Consider the following 22,861-nt stretch of genomic DNA (forward strand, 5'->3'; position numbering starts at 1 on the left):
CAGGTAGCCTATTGCGGGAAGGGGCTACCTGAAAATGCGGGCTTCAATGAAATTAGAATGCGGCGCAACGAGCAGCGGCCAGGCTGCAAATAGCCGCCTGGGAGCTATAGGATGGGTTTGCTGCCTTCAAACACTTGGATGCTGTAGGCGCATTGGTCGGCGGAGCAGTGGGGCATGGTGAGGGTGAGGGTGTAGTTGCCGCTTTGGCGGGCGTGCCAGCCGAACATGGGGGCGTCGTGCGGGTCGGTGTTGGCGGCGATGGTGCGGCCGTCGAGCAGCAGGGCGAGGTCGATGTCGGTGCAGTGGCGGTCGCAGTCGGCGAAGAAGGTGTAGTGTTTGCCGGCGCGCAGTTTGATTTGCTGGGGTTTGGCGCTGCCTTGGGAGAGGCGGCCTTGGAATATTTCGTGTTGCCTGGCTTGGCGGTCTTCTTTGCGTACGGCTTCGCGGTTCATGCGTTGGGCTTGGGGCAGCCAGCTGCCGGCGTGGGCAGGGAGGGCGAGAAGCAGGAGGATGGGCAGGAGGATAGCGGGGCGGAGCATGGTGGGCGGAGGGTGGAATAAAGTGTGCAGGCTACCTGAAAGCAGGGCTGGATGGGATTGATAATAGCTATGGCTGGTGGTGGGTTTGGCAAAACCTAGGGATTGTTTGTTGCATATTGGCAAAAAACGCTAATTGTTTGGCTTTGTTTTGCATGTTGTTGCTGAGAGGGAAGGGAAAAACCGCCTGCAAGGGGGAGCTTGCGGGCGGTTTGGCCGTTTGAGGGTTTAGCGGGCGCGGCGGCGGGGTTGGGGTTGTTCGCGGGTAAAGGTGTTGTACACGCGGCGGTTGCCTTCGAAAGCGTGGATGGAGGCTTTGCAGCCGCTGCTGTCGGCGCAGTTTTTCATGCTCAGCACGATGCGGTAGCTGCCGCTGCGGGGAGCTTGGTAGGTGAAGAGGGGCTGGTCGTCGGGCAGGTTGTCGCCGGCCACGCGGGCGTTGCGGCTGTTGCGCAGCTCCATGTCGAGGTTGCGGCAGCCTTCGTCGCAGTCGCCGTAGAAGGTGTAGAACTTGCCGGCTTGCAGGTTGAATGTTTGGGTGTGGCTGCGGCCGGTGGTGAGGGTGGTTTCTTGCAGGGAAAGCTCTTTGGCGCTTGGGTCGGCCTGATTGAGCACGACTTCGCGGTTTACGGCGTGGGCTTGCTCGAGGATGGAGCGGGTGGCCGGTTGCTCAACCGGTTGTTCGATCTGCTGGGGCTGATGCTCGGGTGCGGCATCTGCGCTGGCGGCAGGCGGGGTGCTGCTGGAGCAGGCGGCCAGGGTGGCGGCGAGGGCGGCGAGGGCGAAATATTGTTTCATCGTTGTTTTCCTTTGGTTTGGTTGGGAAAGGTACTGCGGATAGGGGCTACCTGAAAAAATATTTTCAGGTAGCCTCAAAGGTTTATTGGCGGTCATACACCATTTTGCTGCCTTCGAAGATGTGGATGCTGGCGGCGCAGGTGCTGCTGCTGCATTCTTTCATGGGCAGGGTAACGCTGTAGCTGCCGCTGCGGGGGGCGCGGTAGCTGAACAGGGGCACGCTGTCGTGCAATACGTCTTGTTTCACGATGCGGCCGTTGAGGCGCAGGGTGAGGTCGATGTCGGAGCATTGTTCGTCGCAGTCGCCGAAGAAGGTATAGACTTTGCCGGCGGTGAGGTTGAGCTGCTCGGTGTAACTTTGGCCTCGGGCCAGGCTCCGCTGGCGCAGGAGGAATACGCGGGCTTCGGGGTCGCGGTTATGCACGGCTTCTACGTTGGTGCGCTGGGCGCGCAGCAGGGAGGGGTCGGTGTTGCTGCTGCTTTCGAAGACTTGGGCGGAATAGGCGCAGGTGTCGGCGTCGCAGTCTTCCATGCTGATTTTGAGCTGGCGGCGGCTGCCGGTTTCGACTTTGAAGCGCAACGCGGGCACGTCGTCGCTGTCGGTGTCGGCGTCGATGGCGATGCCGTCGGAGAGCAGGGTGAGGTCGAGGTCTTCGCAGTTCTCATCGCAGTTGCCGAAAACGGTGTAATACTTGCCGGGGGTGAGCTCGAGATCGACGCTGCGGCTTTGGCCGTCGGCCAGGCTGCCGCTGATGAGGGGCAGCTCGCGGCTGTCTTTGTCGAGCTCCCGTGTTTGTTCGCGGTTGCGTTGTTGGGCGGCGGGCAGGGTGCCGGCGCTGTCGCTGTTGCTCACTTTGCCGCCGGCAAACACCTGCACCATGGATCGGCAGCGGTTGCGGTTGCAGTCTTTCATTTCGGTGTTGAGCTCCACGCGGCCGTCGCGCTCGGCCTGCCAAGTGAAGCGGGCGCCGTCGCCGCGCGCTTTGCGGAACAGGGTGCTGCGGCCTTGGGTGATGCTGAAGCCGATATTGTTGCAGTTGGCGGCGCAGTCGGCAAACACGGTATAAACCTGCCCGGCTTTCACATCGAGCGGGGTGGTGTTGCTCTGGCCTTGTTCGATGCGCACGGTGCGCTCAAATAGCAGGCTGGCGGCAGGGTCTTCGCCTTTGATGATTTCGCTGTGGCGCAAAGCCTGATCGGCGAGATAGCCGTCGGCGGCGAAGGCGGGGAGGGAAAGGGCGGCCAAAATCGGCAGCAGGGCGAGTTTGTTCATGGAGAAACCTTTCAGGAAATGAAATGTGTGCTTACGCAAAAGCGTGCGGTATTATGCCTAATTGCGTTAAGTTTTCCAATGGGTTTGGGTGGCAACACGGGCAAACGCTTGGCTTATGAGGCTACCTGAAAAAGAATTTTCAGGTAGCCTTTATCTTGTGGTACGGCGGTGCTTCGGCAATCCGGCACACGTTTGCGTCAAATCAAAACCTATGGCGTTGGCAGGATTGTTTCAGAAGGAAACAATCGCTTAGGACAACGCCACCGAAAGCACCTCAAATCTTGGGTTACACAAAAATCCGACCACAGAACAGTTGCCGGTTTCATCTGATAATCGCTCTCATCTTAACTCGATTTAACGGCAAAACCGCTTGCGTTTTTCCGGCCAAAGCACGACAATCCACCACAACATATAGTGTTTGAGGAAAATTTAAGCACTATATGTTGTATTTTTAAGGATAGGTCTATGGAAACGCTGAAATTTACCCGGGAGCAGGTGGTGTGGCAGGAAGTGCCGGGCGAAGTGTCGCTGGCGTTTCTGTTTTCCGGCTGCCCGCTGCGCTGCAAAGGCTGCCACAGCGCCGATAGCTGGAAAGGCAGTTTGGGTACGGAATTAACGCTTGAATACCTGCAAAGCCGCCTGGCGCGCTATCGCGGCCTGATTAGCTGCGTGCTGTTTATGGGCGGCGAGTGGCTACCTGAAAAACTGCTGCCGCTCTTGCAAGCCGTGCGCGAAGCCGGCCTGCACAGCTGCCTCTACACCGGCCTGGAGCAAGACGAGCTGGAACGCGCCTCCATCGCCATCATCCCGCAGCTCACCTATCTCAAAACCGGCCGCTGGAAAATGGAGCTCGGCGGCCTCGACAGCCCCGACACCAACCAGCGCTTTATTGATTTACGCACCGGCGAAGTGCTCAACCATTTGTTTATCGACGAGCAGGCCGCGCCCCGCCGCCCCGTTATCCCCTTGGTGCAACGCCCGCCGCTGGCCGCCCAAGGCGCCCATCCCCAGCCGGCTTAGCCGGCAATTTTCACCCATCCAACCATAAAAAATCAGGAGAGTAAACATGATCCGGCTGGATTCCGAGCAGCTCAACGGCAAACTGCAATTCATGCACGACTACATCAACGCGCACAACGCGGCCGACGGCTCCAAATTGGACGCCAACGCCAACGTGACGCAGAAAAACATCGCCACGATGGAAGCCGAGCTGATGAAAGACTTCTTCGTGCAGATCAACCGCGCCCAGGTGTCGCGCAAAATCGCCGAGATCTTCGACCAATCCGTTGCCGACGAATACATCCGCCAAATCGAAGCGCACGAAATCTATGTGCACGATGAAACCAGCCTGAAGCCCTATTGCGTATCCGCCACGCTCTATCCCTTCCTGCTCGACGGCCTGACCAAGCTCGGCGGCGAATCCAAAGCGCCGCAGCATTTGGCTTCGTTCTGCGGCTCGTTTATCAATCTTGTGTTCGCCATCAGCGCGCAGTTTGCCGGGGCGGTGGCGACTGTGGAATTCTTAACCTATTTCGACTATTTCGCCCGCAAAGACTACGGCGACGACTATCTGGAAACCCATGCCAAAGAAATCGCCAACCATATGCAGCAGGTCGTGTACAGCATCAACCAGCCCGCTGCCGCACGCGGCTATCAGAGCGTATTCTGGAATATTTCCGTTTATGATCAATACTATTTCGATGCGATGTTCGGCGATTTCGTGTTCCCCGATTTCTCCAAACCCGTTTGGGACAGCGTGGCAAAGCTGCAAAACTTCTTCCTCAAATGGTTCAACCGAGAGCGCACCAAAGCCGTTTTGACTTTCCCCGTCGTTACCGCTGCCATGCTGACCGACCAAGGCAAATGCAAAGACACCGTGTTCGCCGACGAAATGGCGAAAGAATTGGCGGAAGGCAATTCCTTCTTCGTCTATCTTTCCGACAACCCCGATTCGCTGGCCTCCTGCTGCCGCCTGCGCAATGCCATTGAAGACCGCACGTTCAGCTACACCCTCGGCGCGGGCGGCGTGGCGACCGGTTCCATCAACGTCATCACCCTCAATATGAACCGCTTGGAACAGGATGGGCGCGACCTCGCCGCCGAAGTGGCCAAAATCCACAAATACCAATACGCCTACCGCAAGCTGATGGAAGAATACCAGGCCGCTGGCATGCTGCCCGTTTACGATGCAGGCTTCATCACGCTGGACAAACAGTTCCTCACCATCGGCATCAACGGCATGGCGGAAGCCGCCGAATCACAAGGCATCCAAGTCGGCTACAACGAAGACTACGTCAGCTTTGTCCAAGGTCGTCTGAAAACCATCTTTGAAGCCAACCAAGCCGCCAGTAAACATTACGGCGTGAAGTTCAACACCGAATTCGTCCCCGCCGAAAACCTCGGCGTGAAAAACGCCAAATGGGACAAAGCCGACGGCTACAAAGTCAGCCGCGACTGCTACAACTCCTATTTCTACGTTGTCGAAGACGAAGAAATCAACGCGCTCGATAAATTCCTGTTGCACGGCAAAGAAATGGTGGACTGGCTCGACGGCGGCTCCGCGCTGCACCTGAATCTGGACGAGGCCCTGCCCGAATCCGGCTACCGCTCTCTGTTGGACATCGCCGCGCAAACCGGCTGCAACTACTTCTGCGTGAACGTGCGCATCACCATCTGCAACGAATGCGGCCACATCGACAAACGTACCTTACACGCCTGCTCCGCCTGCGGCAGCCACGACATCGACTACGGCACCCGCGTCATCGGCTACCTGAAACGCGTCTCCGCTTTCTCAAGCGGACGGCGCAAAGAACACGCGCTCAGGCATTACCACCGTGAGGCGCAGCAGAAGCAGAAGTGGCGCAAAGTGGCCTAGAAAAAGGGTTTGGCCGGGCGGCTATTCCTCCATCCGCCGCCCGGCCGGCATTTTCAGGTAGCCTTTTCCCTCCCTTCGGGCTACCTGAAATCATCGTCAGGCACGCCGGATTTTTCCGGCGTGTTTTTTTACTGATTGGAAAGGAAGGCAGGCCGAATGAGGCTACCTGAAAAAATTTCCGGCTTCAGGCAGATTTTGATTTTCAGGTAGCCTTGATGGCGGGGCTGCCTCATTTGACGTGCTTTTGCCGGCGGCGTTATATTGCCCGGCAACATAACAGCTTTGATGCGGAGGGGAGAATATGGATAAGCTCACAGCCAAATCCTTCATGATGAACCTGCTCAACGGCTCGGCCTTGGGCATTGTGGTGGCGCTCGTGCCGGGCGCGCTGCTGGGCGAGCTGGTGAAGGCGCTCACGCCGTATTGCGAGCCGCTCTCGGTGCTCACGCAGATGATCGGCGCCACCAATGGCATGGTCGGCATTGCCGTGGGCGTGGCCATCGGCTATATGTTTAAGTTCACGCCGATTGAATCGGTTTCGGTGGGGTTAGCCACGATGATTGCCGGCGGGGCGGTGCGCTTTGCGGAAAGCGGCATCCAAATCAAGGGCACGGGCGATATTTTCACCATGGTGTTCACCGCCGGCATCGCGGCGGGCTTGATTTTGCTGCTGAGAAGCCGGGTGCGCGGCTATGCGATTTTGGTGATTCCGACGGTGTGCCTGTTTGCGGCGGGCACGCTGGGGCGGCTGGCTTTCCCGTATTTCATCGCCTTTTCGCAGCTCTTGGGCGCCTGGATCGCGCACCTGCTCACGCTGGAGCAGACGCTGATGGCGGTGCTGATTGCGGTGGCGTTTGCCTGCCTGATTGTGTCGCCGGTGTCGTCGGTGGGGATTGCCACGGCGATTCATCTGGCGGGGGTGGGCTCGGGTGCGGCCAATTTGGGCATTTGCGCCTGCGCGTTTTCGCTGGCGGTGGCGGGGCGGCGGGTGAACCCTTTGGGCACGTGCGCGGCGCATTTCGTGGGCTCGCCCAAGCTTTCCATGCCCAATATCGTGGCTAAACCGAAGCTTTTGCTGCCGATTGTGCTCAATGCGGCGCTGGCGGGCATACTGGCTTCGCTGTTCCACATTCAGGGCACGGAATTCAGCGCGGGTTTCGGCATCAGCGGCCTTATCGGCCCGGTGAACCATTTGAAGCTGGCGGGCTGGGGCGCGGGGCAGCTGGCCGTGTCGCTGCTGGTGTTTGTGGTGGTGCCGGTGGCCGGGGCGTTTGCGGCGGATTGGCTGTTTGTGAGCAGGCTCAAATGGATTGCGCCGGAAGACTATCGGATTGATGTGTAGCGGATGAGGCTACCTGAAAACGGGAAAAGCTGTTTTTAGGTAGCCTTGGCTATCGGCTTGGATGGAATGCGGGAGGAAGGATGGGCGGCGGTTTCGATATTGCCTATGAATTGCACGATGCGGGCTGGGCCGGCGTGAGCGTGGCGTATGGCGGGCAAAACTTCAAGCAGGCGGTTTCCTACCTGCACGATTCGCTCGGCGATTTGGCCGCTTTGGGCGTGGCGCTGCAAAATGGCGGGCGCATCACCGAGCAGAAAGTTCTGTTTCTCGACGAGCCGGGCGAGCTGGCGCTGCTGGCGTATGCGGCAGAAGGCAGCCCCGATGCCGAGCTGCTGCTTTTGCATTCCGCCGATTGGTTTTTCAGCTTCGGCTTTACCGCCCAAGGGCAGGAAACCCTGTGGCGGGGGCGGATGCCGCGCCATGAGCTGGCCGGGAAAATCCACCGGATTCTGCACCATCTTTATTGCCACATCGGCGAAGCAGAATACCTGCGGCGCTGGGGCGAACACCCGTTTCCGCGCGAAAGCTATCTGAAATTGCACGAGCAGCTGAAGCGGGCGCTTGAATAAGCCCTTCGGCCAAGAGGCTACCTGAAAACGGAAAAAACAGTTTTCAGGTAGCCTCTTCGTTTTCACGCATGCCTAAGCCCGATTTGAATCGGCTATAATCCGCCGCCATGAACACCATCGAATCCGCCCAAAACCCCGCGCTCAAACATCTGGCCAAGCTGCTGCGCAGCGCGCGCGCACGCCGTGAACAGCAACAGGCCGTGCTGGAAGGCGCGCATTTGTTGGCCGCCTATTTGCAGGCCGGCGGAGAGGTGCTGCAAGCCTATGTGCCGGCGGGGAAAATGCAGCAGCCGGAAACCGCGCGGCTGCTGGCGCAGCTGCCGCCCGGGCGCGTGGTGCAAACGGCGGGCGCGGCCCTGCAGAAAATCACCAGCCTCACCGATGCCGAGGAAATCACCGCGCTGATCGCCCTGCCGCCGAGCGCGCCGTTTGACGGGCAGGCCGACTGCGTGGTGCTGGAGCGCATCCAAGACCCGGGCAATATCGGCACGATCTTGCGCAGCGCGGCGGCGGCGGGCGTGGGGCAGGTGGTGTTGTCGGCGGATTGCTCCGATGTGTGGTCGCCCAAGGTGCTGCGTGCGGGCATGGGGGCACATTTTGCGCTGCGCCTGCACACGGCGGCGGATTTGGCGGCGTGGCGCGCGCAATGCCGCGTGCCGCTCTTGGCCACGGCGCTGCACCGCGACAGCGTGAGCCTGTATGATTGCGACTTGCGCGCGCCGGCTGCCTGGCTGTTCGGCAACGAAGGCGCGGGCGCGAGCGAAACCATGCTGGCGCTGGCCAGCCGCTGCGTGCACATCCCGATGACGCCGCACACCGAATCGCTGAATGTGGCGATGGCGGCGACGGTGTGTTTGTTTGAGCAGATGCGGCAGCGGTTGTAATGTGATGGGAAGTACTAAAAGGCTACCTGAAAATTTTAGCTTTGCAGAAACTGCGCTGCGTTTTAACTCTGTTGAAGCTTGCGCTTTCGCTTCGCAGAAACTCAGCTTGGGCTGCGCACAGGCATCGTTTTAATTTGGTTGAAGCTGCGCTTTCGGTAGCCTTTTGGTTGCGCGGCGGTGTCAGATTGGTGCAGGTTTGCGCGTTTGGCTGTTTTCGGCGGCGGTTTTGTGTCATAATCCGCGCCCTGCCTGGCTGGAAAGCCGGGCATCAGGAGTTGGCGCGGGTTTTCCGGCTCGGCCAGCTTGTCCGCCGCAAGGCATATTTTTTGGAGTTTTATTATGGCACTGACCGTAGAACAAAAAGCGCAAATCATCAAAGATTTCCAGCGCAAAGAAGGCGACACCGGCTCTTCCGAGGTGCAAATCGCCCTTCTGACTTTCCGCATCAACGATTTGGCTCCGCACTTTAAAGCCAACCCGAAAGATTTCCACAGCCGCCGCGGCCTGCTGAAAATGGTGAGCGCCCGCCGCCGCCTGCTGGCCTATCTGCGCAATACCGATGTGGACACCTACCGCGATGTGATTACCCGCCTGAACCTGCGTAAGTAATCTGTTGCCCAAGTGAAAACCGTGCCGCCGGATGTGTTCCGGCGGCACGGTTTTTGGTTTTCAGGTAGCCTTTCGGATGTGGCTGCCTGAAAGTGGAAAGGGCGTAATAAATAGATAAATCTGCGGATTGCTGCTCTTCCTGCGGGAGTGTGGCAGGTAGCCTGTTAAGTTTCAGGTAGCCTTTATTGGGGCTACCTGAAATTTTTGGGCTAATGCTGTTTGAGGGGCAGTTTGATATGGGGTTTGGCGGGTTTGGACGGGGTTTCGGGGGCGGGCGCGGGTTTGAGGCCGAGTTCGATTTGTTGGGCTTCGCTGAGGAGGTTGCTCCAGTCGCCGGTTTTGTACCAGTCGGGGCCGTCGGTTTCAATGGGGTGTTGGATGCGTTCGCAGCCGTTGCCGCATTGCAGGTCGGCGGCGGGGCAGTATTTGTCGCAGCCCCAGCAGATGCGTTCGGGATGTTTGGGGTGGATGGGGAATTTTTTTGCCATGATGGTGTGCTGGGTATCGTTGTTTGTTTTATCTGGCGGCTTTGTGTTTTGCCGTAAGAGCCTGCTTTGGGGTTTTCAGGTAGCCTGATATGGGGCTACCTGAAAATCCGGATGGGCGGGCCTTCACAGGCGCCGTACTTGGCGCACTTGGGGGATGGTGTGCAGGGCGTGGATGATTTTGCCCAGCTGGTCGTGGTCGGCCACTTGGAGGTTGAAGCGGAATTCGATGAAGCCGTCGCTGTTTTCCTGGGCGGAGGAGAGGGTGTCGACGGATTCGATGTCGGCGCCGTGGCCGGATACGGCTTGCGCCATGGCGGCGAGCAGGCCGTGGGCGCGTTTGGCGGATACGGTGAGGCTGGCGGGGTAGGTTTTCTTTTGTTCGATGCCATCCCAGTTGGCGTCTAGCTGCTGCTCGGGCGGGGCTTTGAGGGTGTTTGGGCAGCTGTCGCGGTGGATGATGAGGCCGTGGTCTTTCACCAGGAGGGCTTTGATGCTGTCGCCGGGGAGGGGGCGGCAGCAGGGGGCGAGCTGGATGCGGCCGCTGTCGCTGCTGCCCACGCTGATGGGGGCGATTTTCACGCTGCTGCTGTTGGGCTGTTTGCCGGCGATCTCGGCGATGTGCATGGCCACGGAGACGGGGGCGAGCCGGCCCATACCCACGTCGTAGAGGATGTCTTCGAAGCTGGTGTTTTTGCGGCTGAGGTCGTCGAGGTAGCTTTGTTTGAGGTCTTCGGAGAGGAGCAAATCTTGCGGCAGGAGGCCGGTGAGGGCGCGATGGAGGAGCTGTTCGCCGAGGCGCACGGCGTCGCTGCGGTCGATGTGTTTGAGCTTATTGCGGATGGCGCTGCGGGCGCGGCCGGAGATAACGAAATTGAGCCAGGCGGGATTGGGGCGGGCGATGTTGGAGGTGATGATTTCCACGCTGTCGCCGGTGCGCAGGCGGGTACGCAGGGGCACCATGGTGTTGTTTACGCGGGCGGCGATGCAGCGGTGGCCGATGTCGGTGTGCACGGCGTAGGCGAAATCCACGGGGGTGGCGCCTTCGGGCAGCACAAGGATTTTGCCTTTGGGGGTGAACACATACACTTCGCGCGGGAACAAATCGACTTTAACGTGCTCGAGGAATTCGATGGCGTTGTCGCCCTGGGCTTGGAAGTCGAGGATGTTTTGCAGCCATTGGTGGGTGCGCTGGGCGGCGGGGTCGTTTTCGGCGTTTTTGTAGAGCAGGTGGCTGGCCACGCCTTCTTCGGCCACTTTGTCCATCTCGCGGGTGCGGATCTGCACTTCTATCGGCAGGCCGAAGGGGCCGACGAGGGTGGTGTGTAGGCTTTGGTAGCCGTTGGCTTTTGGGATGGCGATGTAGTCTTTGATGTGGCCGGGCTTGGGCTTGTAGAGGCTGTGCAGTGCGCCGAGGGCGGCATAGCAGGCGGGGATGTTGTTCACAATCACGCGGAAGCCGTAGATGTCCATCACTTCGGAGAAACGCAGGTTTTTTTCCTGCATTTTCTTGTAGATGCTGTAGAGGTTTTTCTCTTTGCCGCGGATTTTGGCTTCGATGTTGGCGCTCACCAGGCGCTGGCTGAATGCGCTCAGCACTTTGCCCACCACGTCGCGGCGGTTGCGGCGGCTGGCTTCGCGGGCGCGCTCGAGCACGGCGTAGCGGTTGGGCAGCAGGTATTTGAAGGAGAGGTCTTGCAGTTCGCGGTAGGCGTGGTTCAACCCGATGCGGTTGGCGAGCTGGGCGTAGATTTCCAGTGTTTCGCGGGCGATGCGGCGCCGGCTGTCGGGCTTTTTGGCGTCCAGCGTGCGCATGTTGTGCAGGCGGTCGGAAAGCTTGACGATGATGACGCGGATGTCTTTAGTCATCGCCATGATGAGCTTGCGGAAGCTTTCGGCCTGGTGCTCGGCCTGGCTGTCGTATTCGAGTTTTTCCAGCTTGGAGAGGCCGTCCACCATGTCGGCGATGGCTTGGCCGAATTCGGCGGCGAGCTCTTCTTTGCTGGTGCCGGTGTCTTCGAGCACGTCGTGCAGCACGCCGGCGCACAGGCCTTGGGCGTCGATGTGCCATTCGGCCAGCTGCTGGGCGACGGCCATGGGGTGGGTGATGTAGGGCACGCCGCTGTTGCGGAATTGGTTTTGGTGGGCGCGGATGCCGAAATCGCAGGCGCGGTTGAGCAGGGCTTGCTCTTCGGGTTTCAGGTAGCCTGCGGCGCGCAGCAGGGTTTGGCGGCTGCGCTCGATGATGAGGTGGTAAACTTCGTTGATTTGCCGGCGGCAGCGGTTGAGCTGGGCTTCGCGGCCTTCGCTGCCGGTGGTGTCGAGATGCCGGATGATTTCAGTGCACACGTCGCCGAACTGGGGCTGGAGCCGCGCGAGGTCGGCCTGGGTGCCGAGATCTTCCATGGCGGTTTGGATCAGCACGGCGCACAGGGCGTGCACGCGCTGTTTCTCTTCGGCCAGTGCGGTGGCGAGCTCGAAGGCGCGGGTGAGCTTGCCGGTGTGCCCCTGCTGCTCGGCGGTTTGGTATGCGTAGGCGCAGGCGGCTTCCAACAGCGCCCAGCGCTCCATCTTTTTCAGGTAGCCTGTTTGGGCAAACAGGGCTTCCCGCAAGGCGGAGACGTGGGGATCGTAACCGATGCTGGCGGCAATCATGGCGGCTCGGGCTTACTTGTTGCGCGAGAGGATTTCTTCGCCGATTTGGCCGGCGGCGATTTCGCGCAGGGCGGTGACGGTGGGCTTGTTGTTGCGGACGTCGTCTACCAGGGGCATGGAGCCGTTGGCGAGCTGGCGGGCGCGGTAGGCGGCGGCCAGGGTGAGGTTGAAGTGGTTGGGGATGCGGCCGACGCAGTCTTCTACGGTAATACGTGCCATGGTGTGTTCCTTGTGTTGTGTTGATGAAAAAGGATAAAGAGTTTTCAGGTAGCCTCTTTAGGCGGATAGGCTACCTGAAAAATATCAGGCGTTTTCGCCGCTGCCCGCGAGCAATTGGTGCACAACGGGCTCTTGGTTTTCGCGGCGGAAGCGCTGGGATTTGATGATGTGCAGCAGGGCGTTTTCGGCGGCCACGAGGTCGTCGTTCACCACGAGGTAGTCGAACAGGGCGGCCTGCTCGATTTCGCTGCGGGCTTCGGCCAGCCGCCGGGCAATCACTTCGGGCGTGTCGGCGGCGCGCTGGCGCAGGCGTTGCTCCAAGGTGTGCAGCGAGGGCGGGGCGATGAAGATGCTGTGCGCCTGCGGCAGCTGGCGGCGGATTTGCTCGGCGCCTTGGGTGTCGATTTCGAGGATGACGTCTACCCCTTGGCGGGTGAGGCCTTCCAGGCTTTGGGTGCTGGTGCCGTAGTAGTTGCCATACACTCGGGCGTATTCCACAAATTGGCTGTCTTCTATCATGCGCTCGAATTCGGGCACGCTCACGAAGTGGTAGTGCTTGCCGTTTTCCTCGCCGCGGCGCGGGGCGCGGGTGGTATGCGACACGGACACGCGGATGTCGGCGTGGTGCTGGAGCAGCCGGGAAATCAGCGTGGTTTTACCGGTGCCGGAGGCGGCGGAGATAACGAAAATATTGCCTTGCATGGTGTGGGGAATATTGGAATGAGAACTCGGGCGTATTATCGCATAGCGTTCAGTGCTTTGAAAGGGCGCGGGCCGGGCTTGGCCGGCGGCGGAACGGGGTTTTCAGGCAGCCTTATCCGGGCGCGGGCGGGCCGGAGGCTACCTGAAAACCCGCAGCTCCCTGCGCTTTTGCTTTTGCGGGAAACGGGGTAAAATCGCACTTTCCAAAACGGGCATTGCATCATGACCAAATTTATTTTCGTAACCGGCGGCGTGGTATCTTCATTGGGTAAAGGTATCGCCGCCGCTTCTATTGCGGCCATCCTCGAATCGCGCGGGCTGAAGGTAACCATGCTCAAGCTGGATCCCTACATCAACGTGGATCCGGGCACCATGAGCCCCTTCCAGCACGGCGAAGTGTTCGTAACCGAAGACGGCGCCGAAACCGACCTCGACCTCGGCCACTACGAACGCTTCATCAACACCACGCTCACCCGCGCCAACAGCTTCAGCGCCGGGCAGGTGTATGAAAACGTGATCGCCAAAGAGCGGCGCGGCGACTATCTGGGCGGTACCGTGCAGGTGATCCCGCACATTACCGACGAAATCAAACGCCGCATCCACGAAGGCGCGGGCGATGCGCAAGTGGCGCTGGTGGAAATCGGCGGCACGGTGGGCGACATCGAATCGCTGCCCTTCTTGGAAGCCATCCGCCAGATGCGCAGCCAGCTCGGCCGTGCCAACACCCTGTTTGTGCACCTTTCCTATGTGCCCTACATCGCCGCCGCCGGCGAAATCAAAACCAAGCCCACCCAGCATTCCGTGAAAGAGCTGCGCGAAATCGGCATCCAGCCCGACGTGCTCATCTGCCGCATGGACAGGCCGCTGCCCGAAGAAGAGCGGCGCAAAATCGCCCTGTTCTGCAACGTGGAAGAGCGCGCCGTGATCGGCTGCTACGACGCCGACAGCATCTACAAAATCCCCGAAATGCTGCACGGGCAGAACATCGACGACGCCATTTGCGAGCAGCTCCAGCTCAATGTGCAGCAGGCCGACCTCACCGAATGGCGCAAAATCGTGTATGCCATCGAGCATCCGAAGCACACCGCCAACATCGCCATGGTGGGCAAATACGTGGACCTCACCGAATCCTACAAATCGCTCAGCGAGGCCCTGAAGCACGCCGGCATCCACACCGAAACCGAAGTGCGCATCACCTATATCGACAGCGAGAACATCGAAAAGGAAGGCACTGGCTGCCTGAAAAACTTCGATGCCATCCTCGTGCCCGGCGGCTTCGGCGTGCGCGGCGTGGAAGGCAAGATTGCCGCCGCCCGCTATGCCCGCGAACACAAAGTGCCCTATTTGGGCATCTGCCTCGGCATGCAGATTGCACTGATCGAGTTCGCCCGCCACCAGGCCGGCATGGCCGGCGCCAACTCCACCGAATTTGATTTGAAAACCCCCTATCCCGTGGTGGCGCTGATCGACGAATGGCAAACCGCCGACGGCGCGGTGGAAACGCGCAACGAGCACACCGGCTTGGGCGGCACCATGCGCCTGGGCGCGCAGGAGGTGGAGCTTGTGCCCGGTAGCCTGGCCGCCACCGTGTACGGCAGCACCCGCATCAAAGAACGCCACCGCCACCGCTACGAGGTAAACAACCATTTCGTGCCCGCGCTGGAGCAGGCCGGCCTGGTGGTGAGCGGCGTATCCAGCGGGCGCGAACGCCTGGTGGAAACCATGGAGCTGCCGCAGGGCGAGCACCCCTGGTTCTTCGCCAGCCAGTTCCACCCGGAATTTACTTCCACTCCACGCAAAGGGCACCCGCTGTTTACTTCGTTTATCAAGGCGGCCTTGCAGCATAAGGAATAGGCGCGTGTGTGATTGAATAAAGGCTACCTGAAAACGCAATTCGGATTTTCAGGTAGCCTCAAATATGGGCTGGTTATGCTGCGAGTTTGGCGGCACTGGGCTTAGTTTTGGAGGTCGTTGCAGCTAATCCGCTGTTCGCCGGTGGACTCCCAATGGTAGTCCACCACCATGTCGTTGGCGTCGGTGTAGTAGGTTTGGTAGAGGTTGCGGCCGTAGCAGACGTCGGCGTAATAGGTAGTTTGGCCGGTGAGCATGCCGGGGTTTTGTTGGGTGCCGAGGTTTTGGCGGCCGGCGTAGCGGGTGCGGTAGTATTGGTAGGTGTAGGCGTAGCGGTTGTTGCCCACTTTGCGGCGTCCGGCATTGGGGCGGCCGCCGTGTTCGCGGAACACTTCGTTGATGTGCTGGCCGACGTGGCGCTGCATGGTGTCGTCGAGGGTGGCGCAGCCGGCCATCAGGAAAACGGCGGCGGCAATCAGGCCGAAGCGCGGCAGATTTTTAACTCGCGGGGGAGGGAGTGCTGTATGCATGTTTTGCTCCTTGCTGTTTGAAATTACAAGGAATAATACAGGCGGTAGGATGGGTTGGCAAGCAAAAGGCTACCTGAAAAATTAGCTTCGGTTTAACTGCGTTGAAGCTGCATTTTCAGGTAGCCTTTTACTTGGCGGCTGATGTTTATTTGAGGGAATCCAACAGGCCGCTCAAATCCAGCAGGAAGAGCAGGGTGAAGCCGGTAAGGTAGATCAGGCCGATGATGGCGAGGAAGTTCATGCCGGCGGTGAGCTTGTGGCGTTTGTCGCCTTTCACCAGGCGGTAGTTCAGCCAGGCAAACACGGGGGCGGCGAGGAAGGCGGTGATCATGGCGAATTTGAGCAGCTCGGCCATGGCGCTGTTGAACCAGAAAATCACGGCCAGGCCGGAGCCGGCCACCCAGATATTCCAGGCGAAAAGCTCGATGTTGCCGGTTTTGTCGCGGCCGCGCAGCAGGCGGATGGGCTCGGCAATGGCGCGGGCGTAGCCGTCTACCACGGTGATGGTGGTGCCGTACATGCAGGCGAAGGCGATGAAGGCCACCAGCGGGCGCGACCAGTCGCCGATGGTAACGGCATACATATTGATCAGCTGGTTCACGTATTTGCCGCCCGCCATCTGCACTTCTTCGCCGTTGCCGTATTGTACATAGGCACCCAGGGCGAGGAACACCACGGCCAACACGGCGCTGGTGATGAAGCCGACGTTGAAGTCGAAAATGCCGTCGCGGTAGCTGGAGGGGTTGAGGCGCTGTTTTTCGGTTACCCACAGCGAATTGATGGCGGAAATTTCAATCGGCGCGGGCATCCAGCCCATCAGCGCGATCAGGAAGCCCAAGCCTGCCAGCGTCCACGGCGTGGGTTCGACAAAGCCGGGCTTCATCTGCATACCGCGCGACATGGCGATGGCGGCGGCGGCCACGGTGGCGATGGTGAGGCTCACGATGATGATTTTGGAAACGTTGTCCAAAGCCTTGTAGCGGCCGCTGGCAAGGATAATCAGGCAAGAAAGCATCACCAGCGCGGCGATGGCGCCCGTGTCCAGCGTGAGCGAGGGAATCGCCATTTTCACGATGGCGGCGGTGACCACGGCCACTGCGCCGGCGTTGATGGTGGCCGAGGCCACGCACAAAATCAGGAACACCCACAGGTAAACAGGGCTTTTCTCGGCATAGCCTTCAATCAGGCTTTTGCCCATGTCCAGCGTGTAGTGCGCGCTGAAGCGGAAGAAGGGGTATTTGAACAGGTTGGTGAGGATGATGATCAGCGCCAGCTGCCAGCCGTAGAGCGCGCCGGCCTGGGTGGAGGCGATGAGGTGCGAGCCGCCCACTGCGGCTGAAGCCATCATGATGCCGGGGCCCAGCGCGTTGATTTTACTTTTCCAAGTGGAAGCGTGTGTATGTTGTTCAGACATTATCTTCTCCGCCCGTTGGGGCGGCCTTCACAAAAAAAGGGCGCATTTTAACGTAAATCAAAATGCGCGCCGATAAAGTTTCAGCTATTTTGTGTGTTATTTTTACAAAATAATGGAAATTTAAATGGAAATAATTAATTTATTGGCATGATATTTTATCAAACGGGTTTCAGGTAGCCTGCTATCGCTTTTTGCCCATTGTCAGCCGTGCCAAAAATAACGGACGATGTGGAAGAAAATCGGCGCGGCGAAGCAGATGGAATCGACGCGGTCGAGCATGCCGCCGTGGCCGCGTATCATATTGCCCCAGTCTTTGACGCCGTAGTCGCGTTTGATGGCGGACATTACCAGCCCGCCGAAGAAACCCATCAGACAAATGATGAAGCCGATCAGGGCGGCTTGGAAATGAGTGAACGGGGTAATCGGCGACATCAGCGCGGCGAGGGCTGTGGCGGACAAAATGCCGCCGACCGTACCGGATACGGTTTTGGACGGGGACAGCGATGGCATGATTTTGGCACCGCCGACGAGCTTGCCCCAAACGTATTGCAATACGTCGGAAGCCTGTACCACGCCGATGAGGAAAATCAGCAGCAGAATGTTGCCGCTGCTGTCGAAGCCGTCCAAGTTGAGAAACATCAGTGCGGGAACATGGGAGAGACAGAAAATGCAGATCATCGCCATCCATTGCGTCTTGGCGGCACGTTCGAGGAAATGGGCGGTCTGCCCGCTCAGGCTGGCGACGATCGGCAGTATCAGGAAGCCATAGACGGGGATAAAGATGCTGAACATGCCGTACCATTCGTCAAACACGAAATAGTATTGCACCGGCAGAAGCAGGTAAAAGCAGACGACCATGCTGTAATAATCGCTGCGGCGCCGGTAAACGAGGGTCATGAATTCGCGCAGGGCGGCGAAGGAAATCAGGAAAAACAGCACCACCGTGCCGGTTTTGCCGAACCAGAACGCCGCCAGCAGCACCAGCGTCATCAGCCACCAGGCGTAGATGCGGGCGTTGAGGTTGGCGATGGTGGCGTTGTCGGCGCCGTGTCGGCGTTTGAGCCATTGGCCGATTACGCTGGCGAAGAGCAAGACGGCAAATACGCCGGTAAAGATATAGCCCGCCTGCGGAGTCAGGTGTGCGGCGGCTTGTTCGCTAACGACTTGGGCGGATGTGTTGACGAAGCTCACGATGCTGCTCCTTTATTTTGATGGATCTCACTGCGCCCGTTCTCAGGTGTATTTTCAGACGACCTCAATGCCAGCAGGGCTTCGCGGCTGCGGTTTAAGAAACTTTCTTTATCTTCGTTTTCGCGCAGGGTCAGCGCTTCGCCGATGTGGACTTCGCACAAAAGCGGTACGGGCAATACCTTGCCTTTGGGCAGGACGCGGTTGATGTTGTCTATCCATATCGGTACGAACTCGGTGTCGGGCCTGCTTTTCGCCAAGTGATAAATGCCTGATTTGAAAGGCAGCAGGATTTCGTTGTCGTCGGTATTGCGCGTGCCTTCGGGGAAGATGATCAGCGAGTCGCCCGCTTCGAGCGCACGGTGCATTTGTTCGGTAATGGCCTGCGGATTGTCGCTGTGGCGCGGAATCAGAAGCGCGTTGAAGACGTTCTGGATGATGAAGCGTTTGAGTCTGCCGGTCAGCCAATAGTCCGAACCGGCAACGGGACGCGTGGACAAGCGCCAGCGGCGCGGCAGGGAAATCCATACCAACACGAAATCGCCGTGGCTGCCGTGGTTGGCGTAATACACTTTCTGCTGCGGGTTGAAAGCCAGCTCGCGCGGGCTTTTGGGGCGCACGCCGGTCAGGAATGATACCGACAGGCACAAGGCTTGGTCGGTCAGCCAGGCAAGTTGTTTTTTAAGAATATTTTTCATCAAAATTTCCTAAGATGTCGGATAGCGCGTTCCTGATGTCCAACCGCGGATGGTCAGGTCAGACGGGCTGATGTTATGACGGAATCCGGTCAATCCGTTGCAAAACCCCGTCTTTCAAGATTGTAGAAATCGGTTTGATTCGGGCGGCAGGATGCGGTCAAATCGGTGCAGCCCTGTATGCCGAGACAGGGGATTCAGAGGACTTGTATCAGGAAGACGACGGATTGGACGGCGGACAGGTACAGGCTTTTGCGCCACCATGCCAGCGCACCGGCTATCCTGCGCGGCATGGAAAGGTCATCTGAAATACGCCGCAAACCGGTTTGCCGCAAGGTTTGGTCGAAGGCTTCGGGCGTATAGCGGCCTTCGGCAAAATCTTGAAACACGCGGCGGTCGAAGCCGATGCGGATGTGGCAATACAGCAACGCCGCCGCCAAAACAAGCTGCACCGCCGCCCACGCCCCGCCCTGTTGTGCGGACAGGGCAAGCAGCAATGCATTGAACGCAGCGGTATAGCGGGCAGTAGCAAGCAGGCGGGCGGCAATCAGGCTGTCGGTTGTCGGTGTGGTGTTCATGTTTTGCCTTTTTATAGTGGATTAACAAAAATCAGGACAAGGCGACGAAACAGCAGACAGTACAAACAGTACGGAACCGATTGACCGGGTGCTTCAGCACCTTAGAAAATCGTTCGCTTTGAGTTCAGGCAGGGCAACGCTGTACCAGTTTTTGTTAATCTACTATATTTCCGCAAAACTTTTCAGGTAGCCTGTTTCAGACGACCTGCCGCCGCTTCTGCCGCTTTTACCGTTTCCTTGGGCAATACCGCCTGCGGCCGCGCCTGTTTCAGTTCCGCCACGGCCTGCGCCAAATCGCGGCAACCGCCGTAGGCCATGAGCCAAGTGAGGACGACTGCCGCGCTTCGCCCGTAACCCAGCGCGCAGCAGACCAAAACCTTGCCGTATTGCAGGCGCAATACTTCCATTGCCCGCGCCGCCTGTACTAAATCGCTTGCAGACGGAGAAACCATATCCAGCAGCGGCAGGCGGCGGTATCCGCCTTGATAACGGGGACAGGGGTATTCGGCGCATACGTCCAAGACGGCAGGAAGGTCGTCTGAAATTGCTGACACACTGCCGATCCATACCTCCTCGCGCACCCTTGCCGTCTTCGCCTTGCCGCGCAGCCAATAAGCCATGTTCAGCCGCACGCCCGCCAGATAAGGCAGCAGCAAAACCGTTGCCGCCGCCGACAATCTGCCGTTTTCCTGTTTTTGGAGAACCGCCGCGTTGCCTGACGCATAAGCGAAAGCGACCAGCAATAAAGATACGCCCGCCCACAAAGTCCACAGCCATGCGCCGCCGCAGAGTGCAGGCAGAACCGTCAGCAGCGCGCCTGCAAAATACAGCGCAGAAATTTTGATTGCGCGTGAACGTGTTGCGGATAAGGTTTCAATATCGTAGAAACACATTTCGTCTGTTTTGGCGCAACTCGCTTCACTCGTTTGGGCGAAACTCTCTGCGCTCGTTTTGGCGAAACTCTCTGCGCTCGTTTTCAGACGACCTTGCGTGTCCCCAAACCGTCCCAAAGGCGTTTTCCCCTGTTGCGGCACCGCCCACAGCACCAGCCAGCCCAGCAGCGCGCCGGTCGGTACGTCGATAAAATGGTGCTGGTAAGTCGTCAACACCGACAAAGCAATCAGGCTCTGCCACAGCAAAAGCGGCAGGCGGATTTTGGGAAACCGCGTCCAATAAAACGCGCCGACAATCACCGCCAACGCGATATGCAAAGACGGCGCCTGGTTATACGGCAAATCGAATGCCGCCAGCGAATCGAACAGCCAGCCCGACAGCCCGTCGGCAGGCGGCTTGGGCCAGCCGAAACGCAGCGGGAACAGCACGAAACAGACAGTCGCCACAATTTGCGCCGCCACCAGCCGCAGAATATAGCGGTTTTGTTCGCGCACATCGCGGCAAAGAAAAAATGCCGCCGCATACATCAGGTTCAGCGACCAATACGGCACAATAGTCCAAGCCCAAAACGGAATGCCGGCCTCCCATGCAAAAGCGATTTCGGGAACATAGTCCAAAGCCGCCGCGTAACGGTTGGACAGGCCGTAGCTGGTGTAGAACAGCGCACCGACCAAAACGAGCTTGAAGAATGAGGTTTTCAGGGTGGGTTTCATGATGCGGCTTGGCGCTTGCTTGCACTCTCTCGTACGAGGGAAGGGATGGGATTTGGGCAGCCATTATTTTTCAGGTAGCCTCTGCTCAAAAGCGTGCGGGCGTAAGGCTACCTGAAAAAGGATGGGCTACCTGAAAAGCAGGCGGCAAGCCGGTTTAAGCCGCATGGTTTTGCTTCGCAGAAACTCGCTGCGCTCGTTTTAACTCCGTTGAAGCTCACGCTTTAGCTTCGCAGAAACTCAGCCGTGCTCCGCAAGACATCGTTTTAACTTCGTTGAAGCTCACGCTTTCAGGTAGCCTTTCCGCCTTATTTCTTCACGGCCAGGCTGACGGTGAAAATGCCGTCTTCGTCTATCCACTGGCGGATTTTCTCGAAACCGGCTTTTCCCACCAGCTGATCCATTTCCTGCTGGCTGCGGCGGCGCATGACCCAATTCGGGCTGCCCGCTTTGTGGCTGGTCAGCGCGCGGGCGATCATTTCGAGCTGCGGGTGCCACGGCTGGCCGGTGTAAATCAGGTAGCCGCCGGTTTCAATGGCGTCGCCGAATCCGTAGAGCGAGTTCAGAATCAAATCGTTGTCGGGGAACAGTTCGTGCAGGCCGGAAACGATGCCCAGCGTGGGGCGCGGCTGCAAGTCCTGATAATTGGCGCGGTCGTAGGCATTGACTTCATCGAAAGATACCGTGCCTTGCAGGCCGCGTTCGGCAATCAGTTTGCGCCCGGCTTCAACATTAATCGGGCTGTAATCGCGCAGGCGCACGGAGTCGGGTAACGCGTCGGCAGTCAGCGCATCCAATACATACCTGCCGTGGCCGGAGGCGATGTCGAGGACGTGCAGGGGTTTGCCCGCTTCGCGCAGTTTGGAAAAGGCCGTCTGAATCGCCTTGCCGATATTGGTTTTGCGTTGGCGGATGCCGCGCCAGCCGATAGCGTTGAGATAATGTTTGTCTACCGCGACTCCGAAGGCGTTGCTGCCCTGCGGTTGGTTACGATAGACGTAATCGAGCGTGCTGCCGGAATCGTAGCCGGTTTCTTTGCCGATCTTCAGGCCTTCGCTCCAACGCGCGCCGAGATCGAGAGAAGCGCGGTAAACCGCCCAGAACGCGCCGCGCGGTGAATAGAGGGGTAGAGGCGTGGCCAACTCGTCGGCTTCGCGTCGGCTCTCGCTGTGCAAATGGGCTTGGGTCAGATCGACTGGATATAAAGGCTGATTAAACCGTTCGCGGATGAAGCGGCGCATTTCGATAAATGCGGTTTCGCGGTTTTGTTCGCCCAATGTGTCGTGATAGAAGCCGGGCAGGATGTGGCGTTCTTTGATGCGGCTGCCCAAGCGGTTGTAGAAATCGTGTTGCGGCTTGTGGTGGACGACCCAGTCGCTGCCGGAAATCAAAAGCTGCACGGGCGTGGTAATCGCCTGCGCGTCGGCGACCACGCGTTCGGCGGCTTCGTACAGGCCGAGCAGGATGCGCACGGAAATGGCACGGGCAATCAGCGGGTCATTGTCGTAGCTGGTTTGGCGTTCTTTATTGTGGGTCAGGTAATGGGCTTTGACGTAGCTGTTGACAAAGAAATTGCCGCGCCATTTTTGCATGATTTTCAGGCCGGTGCGGGCGAAGGGGACGTAGAGTTTGACTTTGAATGCAGGTGATGCCAATACGGCGCAGCGGATTTTCGGCGCGTAATCGTGCAGCCAGGCGGAAACCAAGACCGCGCCGACGCTTTGCGCGATGACGCAGATATTTTCGGGCCGGATGCCGTATTCGCTTTGGATGTGGCGGATGAAGTCGTCCACGTCGGCGATGGAAGTGCCGATACTGGGGCTGTCGCCGCGTTCGCCCGGACTGTGGCCGTGGCCGCGCGCGTCCCAGGCGAAATAGGCGAAATCGTCAAAACCAAGTTCGTCGGCGACAAACATCATCCGTCCGGAATGCTCGTGTCCGCGATGGAACAGGACGATGGCTTTGTCCGCCGACCCGTCGGCGGCAGGGCGGTAGCGATAGAAAAGTTCGGTTCCGTCTTGAGTGGCGAAATGTTTTTGCATTTCTTGCATGGA

The 22,861-nt window shown here is 58.9% G+C and carries 21 protein-coding genes; 7 read left to right on the forward strand and 14 right to left on the reverse strand.

What is annotated here, in order from left to right; all coding sequences use genetic code 11:
* Nucleotides 1-104 precede the first annotated feature (104 nt).
* From H9Q10_RS04395 to H9Q10_RS04405, 3 genes are all read right to left on the reverse strand, one after another.
* Complete coding sequence (locus tag H9Q10_RS04395) at nt 105-662, reverse strand: hypothetical protein (RefSeq protein ID WP_238480135.1); 558 nt, start codon at nt 660-662, stop codon at nt 105-107.
* Between the two features lie 102 nt (nt 663-764).
* A complete protein-coding gene (locus tag H9Q10_RS04400) occupies nt 765-1,430 on the reverse strand; it encodes a hypothetical protein (protein WP_197902820.1) in 666 nt (221 codons plus the stop codon).
* Nucleotides 1,417-2,607, reverse strand: a complete 1,191-nt coding sequence (locus H9Q10_RS04405; protein ID WP_197902821.1) for a hypothetical protein — start codon at nt 2,605-2,607, stop codon at nt 1,417-1,419. Before H9Q10_RS04405 ends, H9Q10_RS04400 begins: the two co-directional genes overlap by 14 nt.
* A gap of 465 nt (nt 2,608-3,072) precedes the next feature.
* Here H9Q10_RS04405 and nrdG point away from each other — a divergent pair, with 465 nt between their 5' ends.
* The 6 genes from nrdG (at nt 3,073) to rpsO (ending at nt 8,886) form a co-directional block, all read left to right on the forward strand.
* The gene (nrdG, locus tag H9Q10_RS04410) at nt 3,073-3,627 is read left to right on the forward strand and encodes an anaerobic ribonucleoside-triphosphate reductase activating protein (protein WP_197902822.1); all 555 of its coding nucleotides are present in this window, start codon (nt 3,073-3,075) and stop codon (nt 3,625-3,627) included.
* Between the two features lie 46 nt (nt 3,628-3,673).
* Nucleotides 3,674-5,482, forward strand: coding sequence for an anaerobic ribonucleoside-triphosphate reductase (nrdD, locus tag H9Q10_RS04415; protein WP_197902823.1), 1,809 nt, complete (start codon nt 3,674-3,676; stop codon nt 5,480-5,482).
* A gap of 301 nt (nt 5,483-5,783) precedes the next feature.
* Entirely contained in the window at nt 5,784-6,824 is a 1,041-nt protein-coding gene (locus H9Q10_RS04420) for a PTS sugar transporter subunit IIC (RefSeq protein ID WP_238480136.1), read from the forward strand.
* 80 nt (nt 6,825-6,904) lie between these two features.
* Nucleotides 6,905-7,393, forward strand: coding sequence for a hypothetical protein (locus H9Q10_RS04425; protein ID WP_197902824.1), 489 nt, complete (start codon nt 6,905-6,907; stop codon nt 7,391-7,393).
* 107 nt (nt 7,394-7,500) lie between these two features.
* Nucleotides 7,501-8,277, forward strand: a complete 777-nt coding sequence (locus H9Q10_RS04430; protein ID WP_197902825.1) for a TrmH family RNA methyltransferase — start codon at nt 7,501-7,503, stop codon at nt 8,275-8,277.
* A gap of 339 nt (nt 8,278-8,616) precedes the next feature.
* On the forward strand, nt 8,617-8,886 hold the full coding sequence (gene rpsO / locus H9Q10_RS04435) for a 30S ribosomal protein S15 (protein ID WP_003823508.1): 270 nt from the start codon (nt 8,617-8,619) through the stop codon (nt 8,884-8,886).
* 209 nt (nt 8,887-9,095) lie between these two features.
* Here the strand turns inward: rpsO and H9Q10_RS04440 are convergent, their stop codons facing one another.
* From H9Q10_RS04440 to gmk, 4 genes are all read right to left on the reverse strand, one after another.
* Entirely contained in the window at nt 9,096-9,374 is a 279-nt protein-coding gene (locus H9Q10_RS04440) for a DUF3079 domain-containing protein (protein WP_197902826.1), read from the reverse strand.
* A 123-nt stretch (nt 9,375-9,497) separates the two neighbouring features.
* Nucleotides 9,498-12,026 (reverse strand): RelA/SpoT family protein, encoded by a 2,529-nt coding sequence (locus tag H9Q10_RS04445; protein ID WP_238480137.1) that lies wholly within the window; start codon nt 12,024-12,026, stop codon nt 9,498-9,500.
* Between the two features lie 12 nt (nt 12,027-12,038).
* A complete protein-coding gene (gene rpoZ / locus H9Q10_RS04450; protein ID WP_197902827.1) occupies nt 12,039-12,245 on the reverse strand; it encodes a DNA-directed RNA polymerase subunit omega in 207 nt (68 codons plus the stop codon).
* An 84-nt stretch (nt 12,246-12,329) separates the two neighbouring features.
* The gene (gmk, locus tag H9Q10_RS04455) at nt 12,330-12,947 is read right to left on the reverse strand and encodes a guanylate kinase (protein ID WP_197902828.1); all 618 of its coding nucleotides are present in this window, start codon (nt 12,945-12,947) and stop codon (nt 12,330-12,332) included.
* Nucleotides 12,948-13,169: 222 nt separating this feature from the next.
* Here gmk and H9Q10_RS04460 point away from each other — a divergent pair, with 222 nt between their 5' ends.
* Nucleotides 13,170-14,801 carry a CTP synthase gene (locus H9Q10_RS04460; protein ID WP_197902829.1) on the forward strand — a complete coding sequence of 544 codons (1,632 nt, stop codon included), beginning with the start codon at nt 13,170-13,172 and terminating at the stop codon, nt 14,799-14,801.
* 101 nt (nt 14,802-14,902) lie between these two features.
* Here H9Q10_RS04460 and H9Q10_RS04465 read toward each other — a convergent pair whose 3' ends face one another.
* The 7 genes from H9Q10_RS04465 to H9Q10_RS04495 form a co-directional block, all read right to left on the reverse strand.
* Complete coding sequence (locus tag H9Q10_RS04465) at nt 14,903-15,328, reverse strand: hypothetical protein (protein WP_197902830.1); 426 nt, start codon at nt 15,326-15,328, stop codon at nt 14,903-14,905.
* Nucleotides 15,329-15,473: 145 nt separating this feature from the next.
* Nucleotides 15,474-16,742 carry an NRAMP family divalent metal transporter gene (locus H9Q10_RS04470; protein WP_197902831.1) on the reverse strand — a complete coding sequence of 423 codons (1,269 nt, stop codon included), beginning with the start codon at nt 16,740-16,742 and terminating at the stop codon, nt 15,474-15,476.
* Nucleotides 16,743-16,943: 201 nt separating this feature from the next.
* Complete coding sequence (locus H9Q10_RS04475) at nt 16,944-17,933, reverse strand: phosphatidate cytidylyltransferase (RefSeq protein ID WP_197902832.1); 990 nt, start codon at nt 17,931-17,933, stop codon at nt 16,944-16,946.
* Nucleotides 17,930-18,628 carry a lysophospholipid acyltransferase family protein gene (locus H9Q10_RS04480; RefSeq protein WP_197902833.1) on the reverse strand — a complete coding sequence of 233 codons (699 nt, stop codon included), beginning with the start codon at nt 18,626-18,628 and terminating at the stop codon, nt 17,930-17,932. The genes H9Q10_RS04475 and H9Q10_RS04480 overlap by 4 nt, the downstream gene beginning before the upstream one ends.
* Nucleotides 18,629-18,822: 194 nt before the next feature.
* Nucleotides 18,823-19,203, reverse strand: coding sequence for a hypothetical protein (locus H9Q10_RS04485; protein WP_197902834.1), 381 nt, complete (start codon nt 19,201-19,203; stop codon nt 18,823-18,825).
* A gap of 182 nt (nt 19,204-19,385) precedes the next feature.
* Nucleotides 19,386-20,810 carry a phosphatase PAP2/dual specificity phosphatase family protein gene (locus tag H9Q10_RS04490; protein WP_197902835.1) on the reverse strand — a complete coding sequence of 475 codons (1,425 nt, stop codon included), beginning with the start codon at nt 20,808-20,810 and terminating at the stop codon, nt 19,386-19,388.
* Between the two features lie 305 nt (nt 20,811-21,115).
* On the reverse strand, nt 21,116-22,858 hold the full coding sequence (locus tag H9Q10_RS04495) for a bifunctional alpha/beta hydrolase/class I SAM-dependent methyltransferase (RefSeq protein ID WP_197902836.1): 1,743 nt from the start codon (nt 22,856-22,858) through the stop codon (nt 21,116-21,118).
* Between the last annotated feature and the right edge of the window lie 3 nt (nt 22,859-22,861).

It is taken from the genome of Eikenella glucosivorans (genome assembly GCF_016025525.2).
Lineage (GTDB): Bacteria > Pseudomonadota > Gammaproteobacteria > Burkholderiales > Neisseriaceae > Eikenella > Eikenella glucosivorans.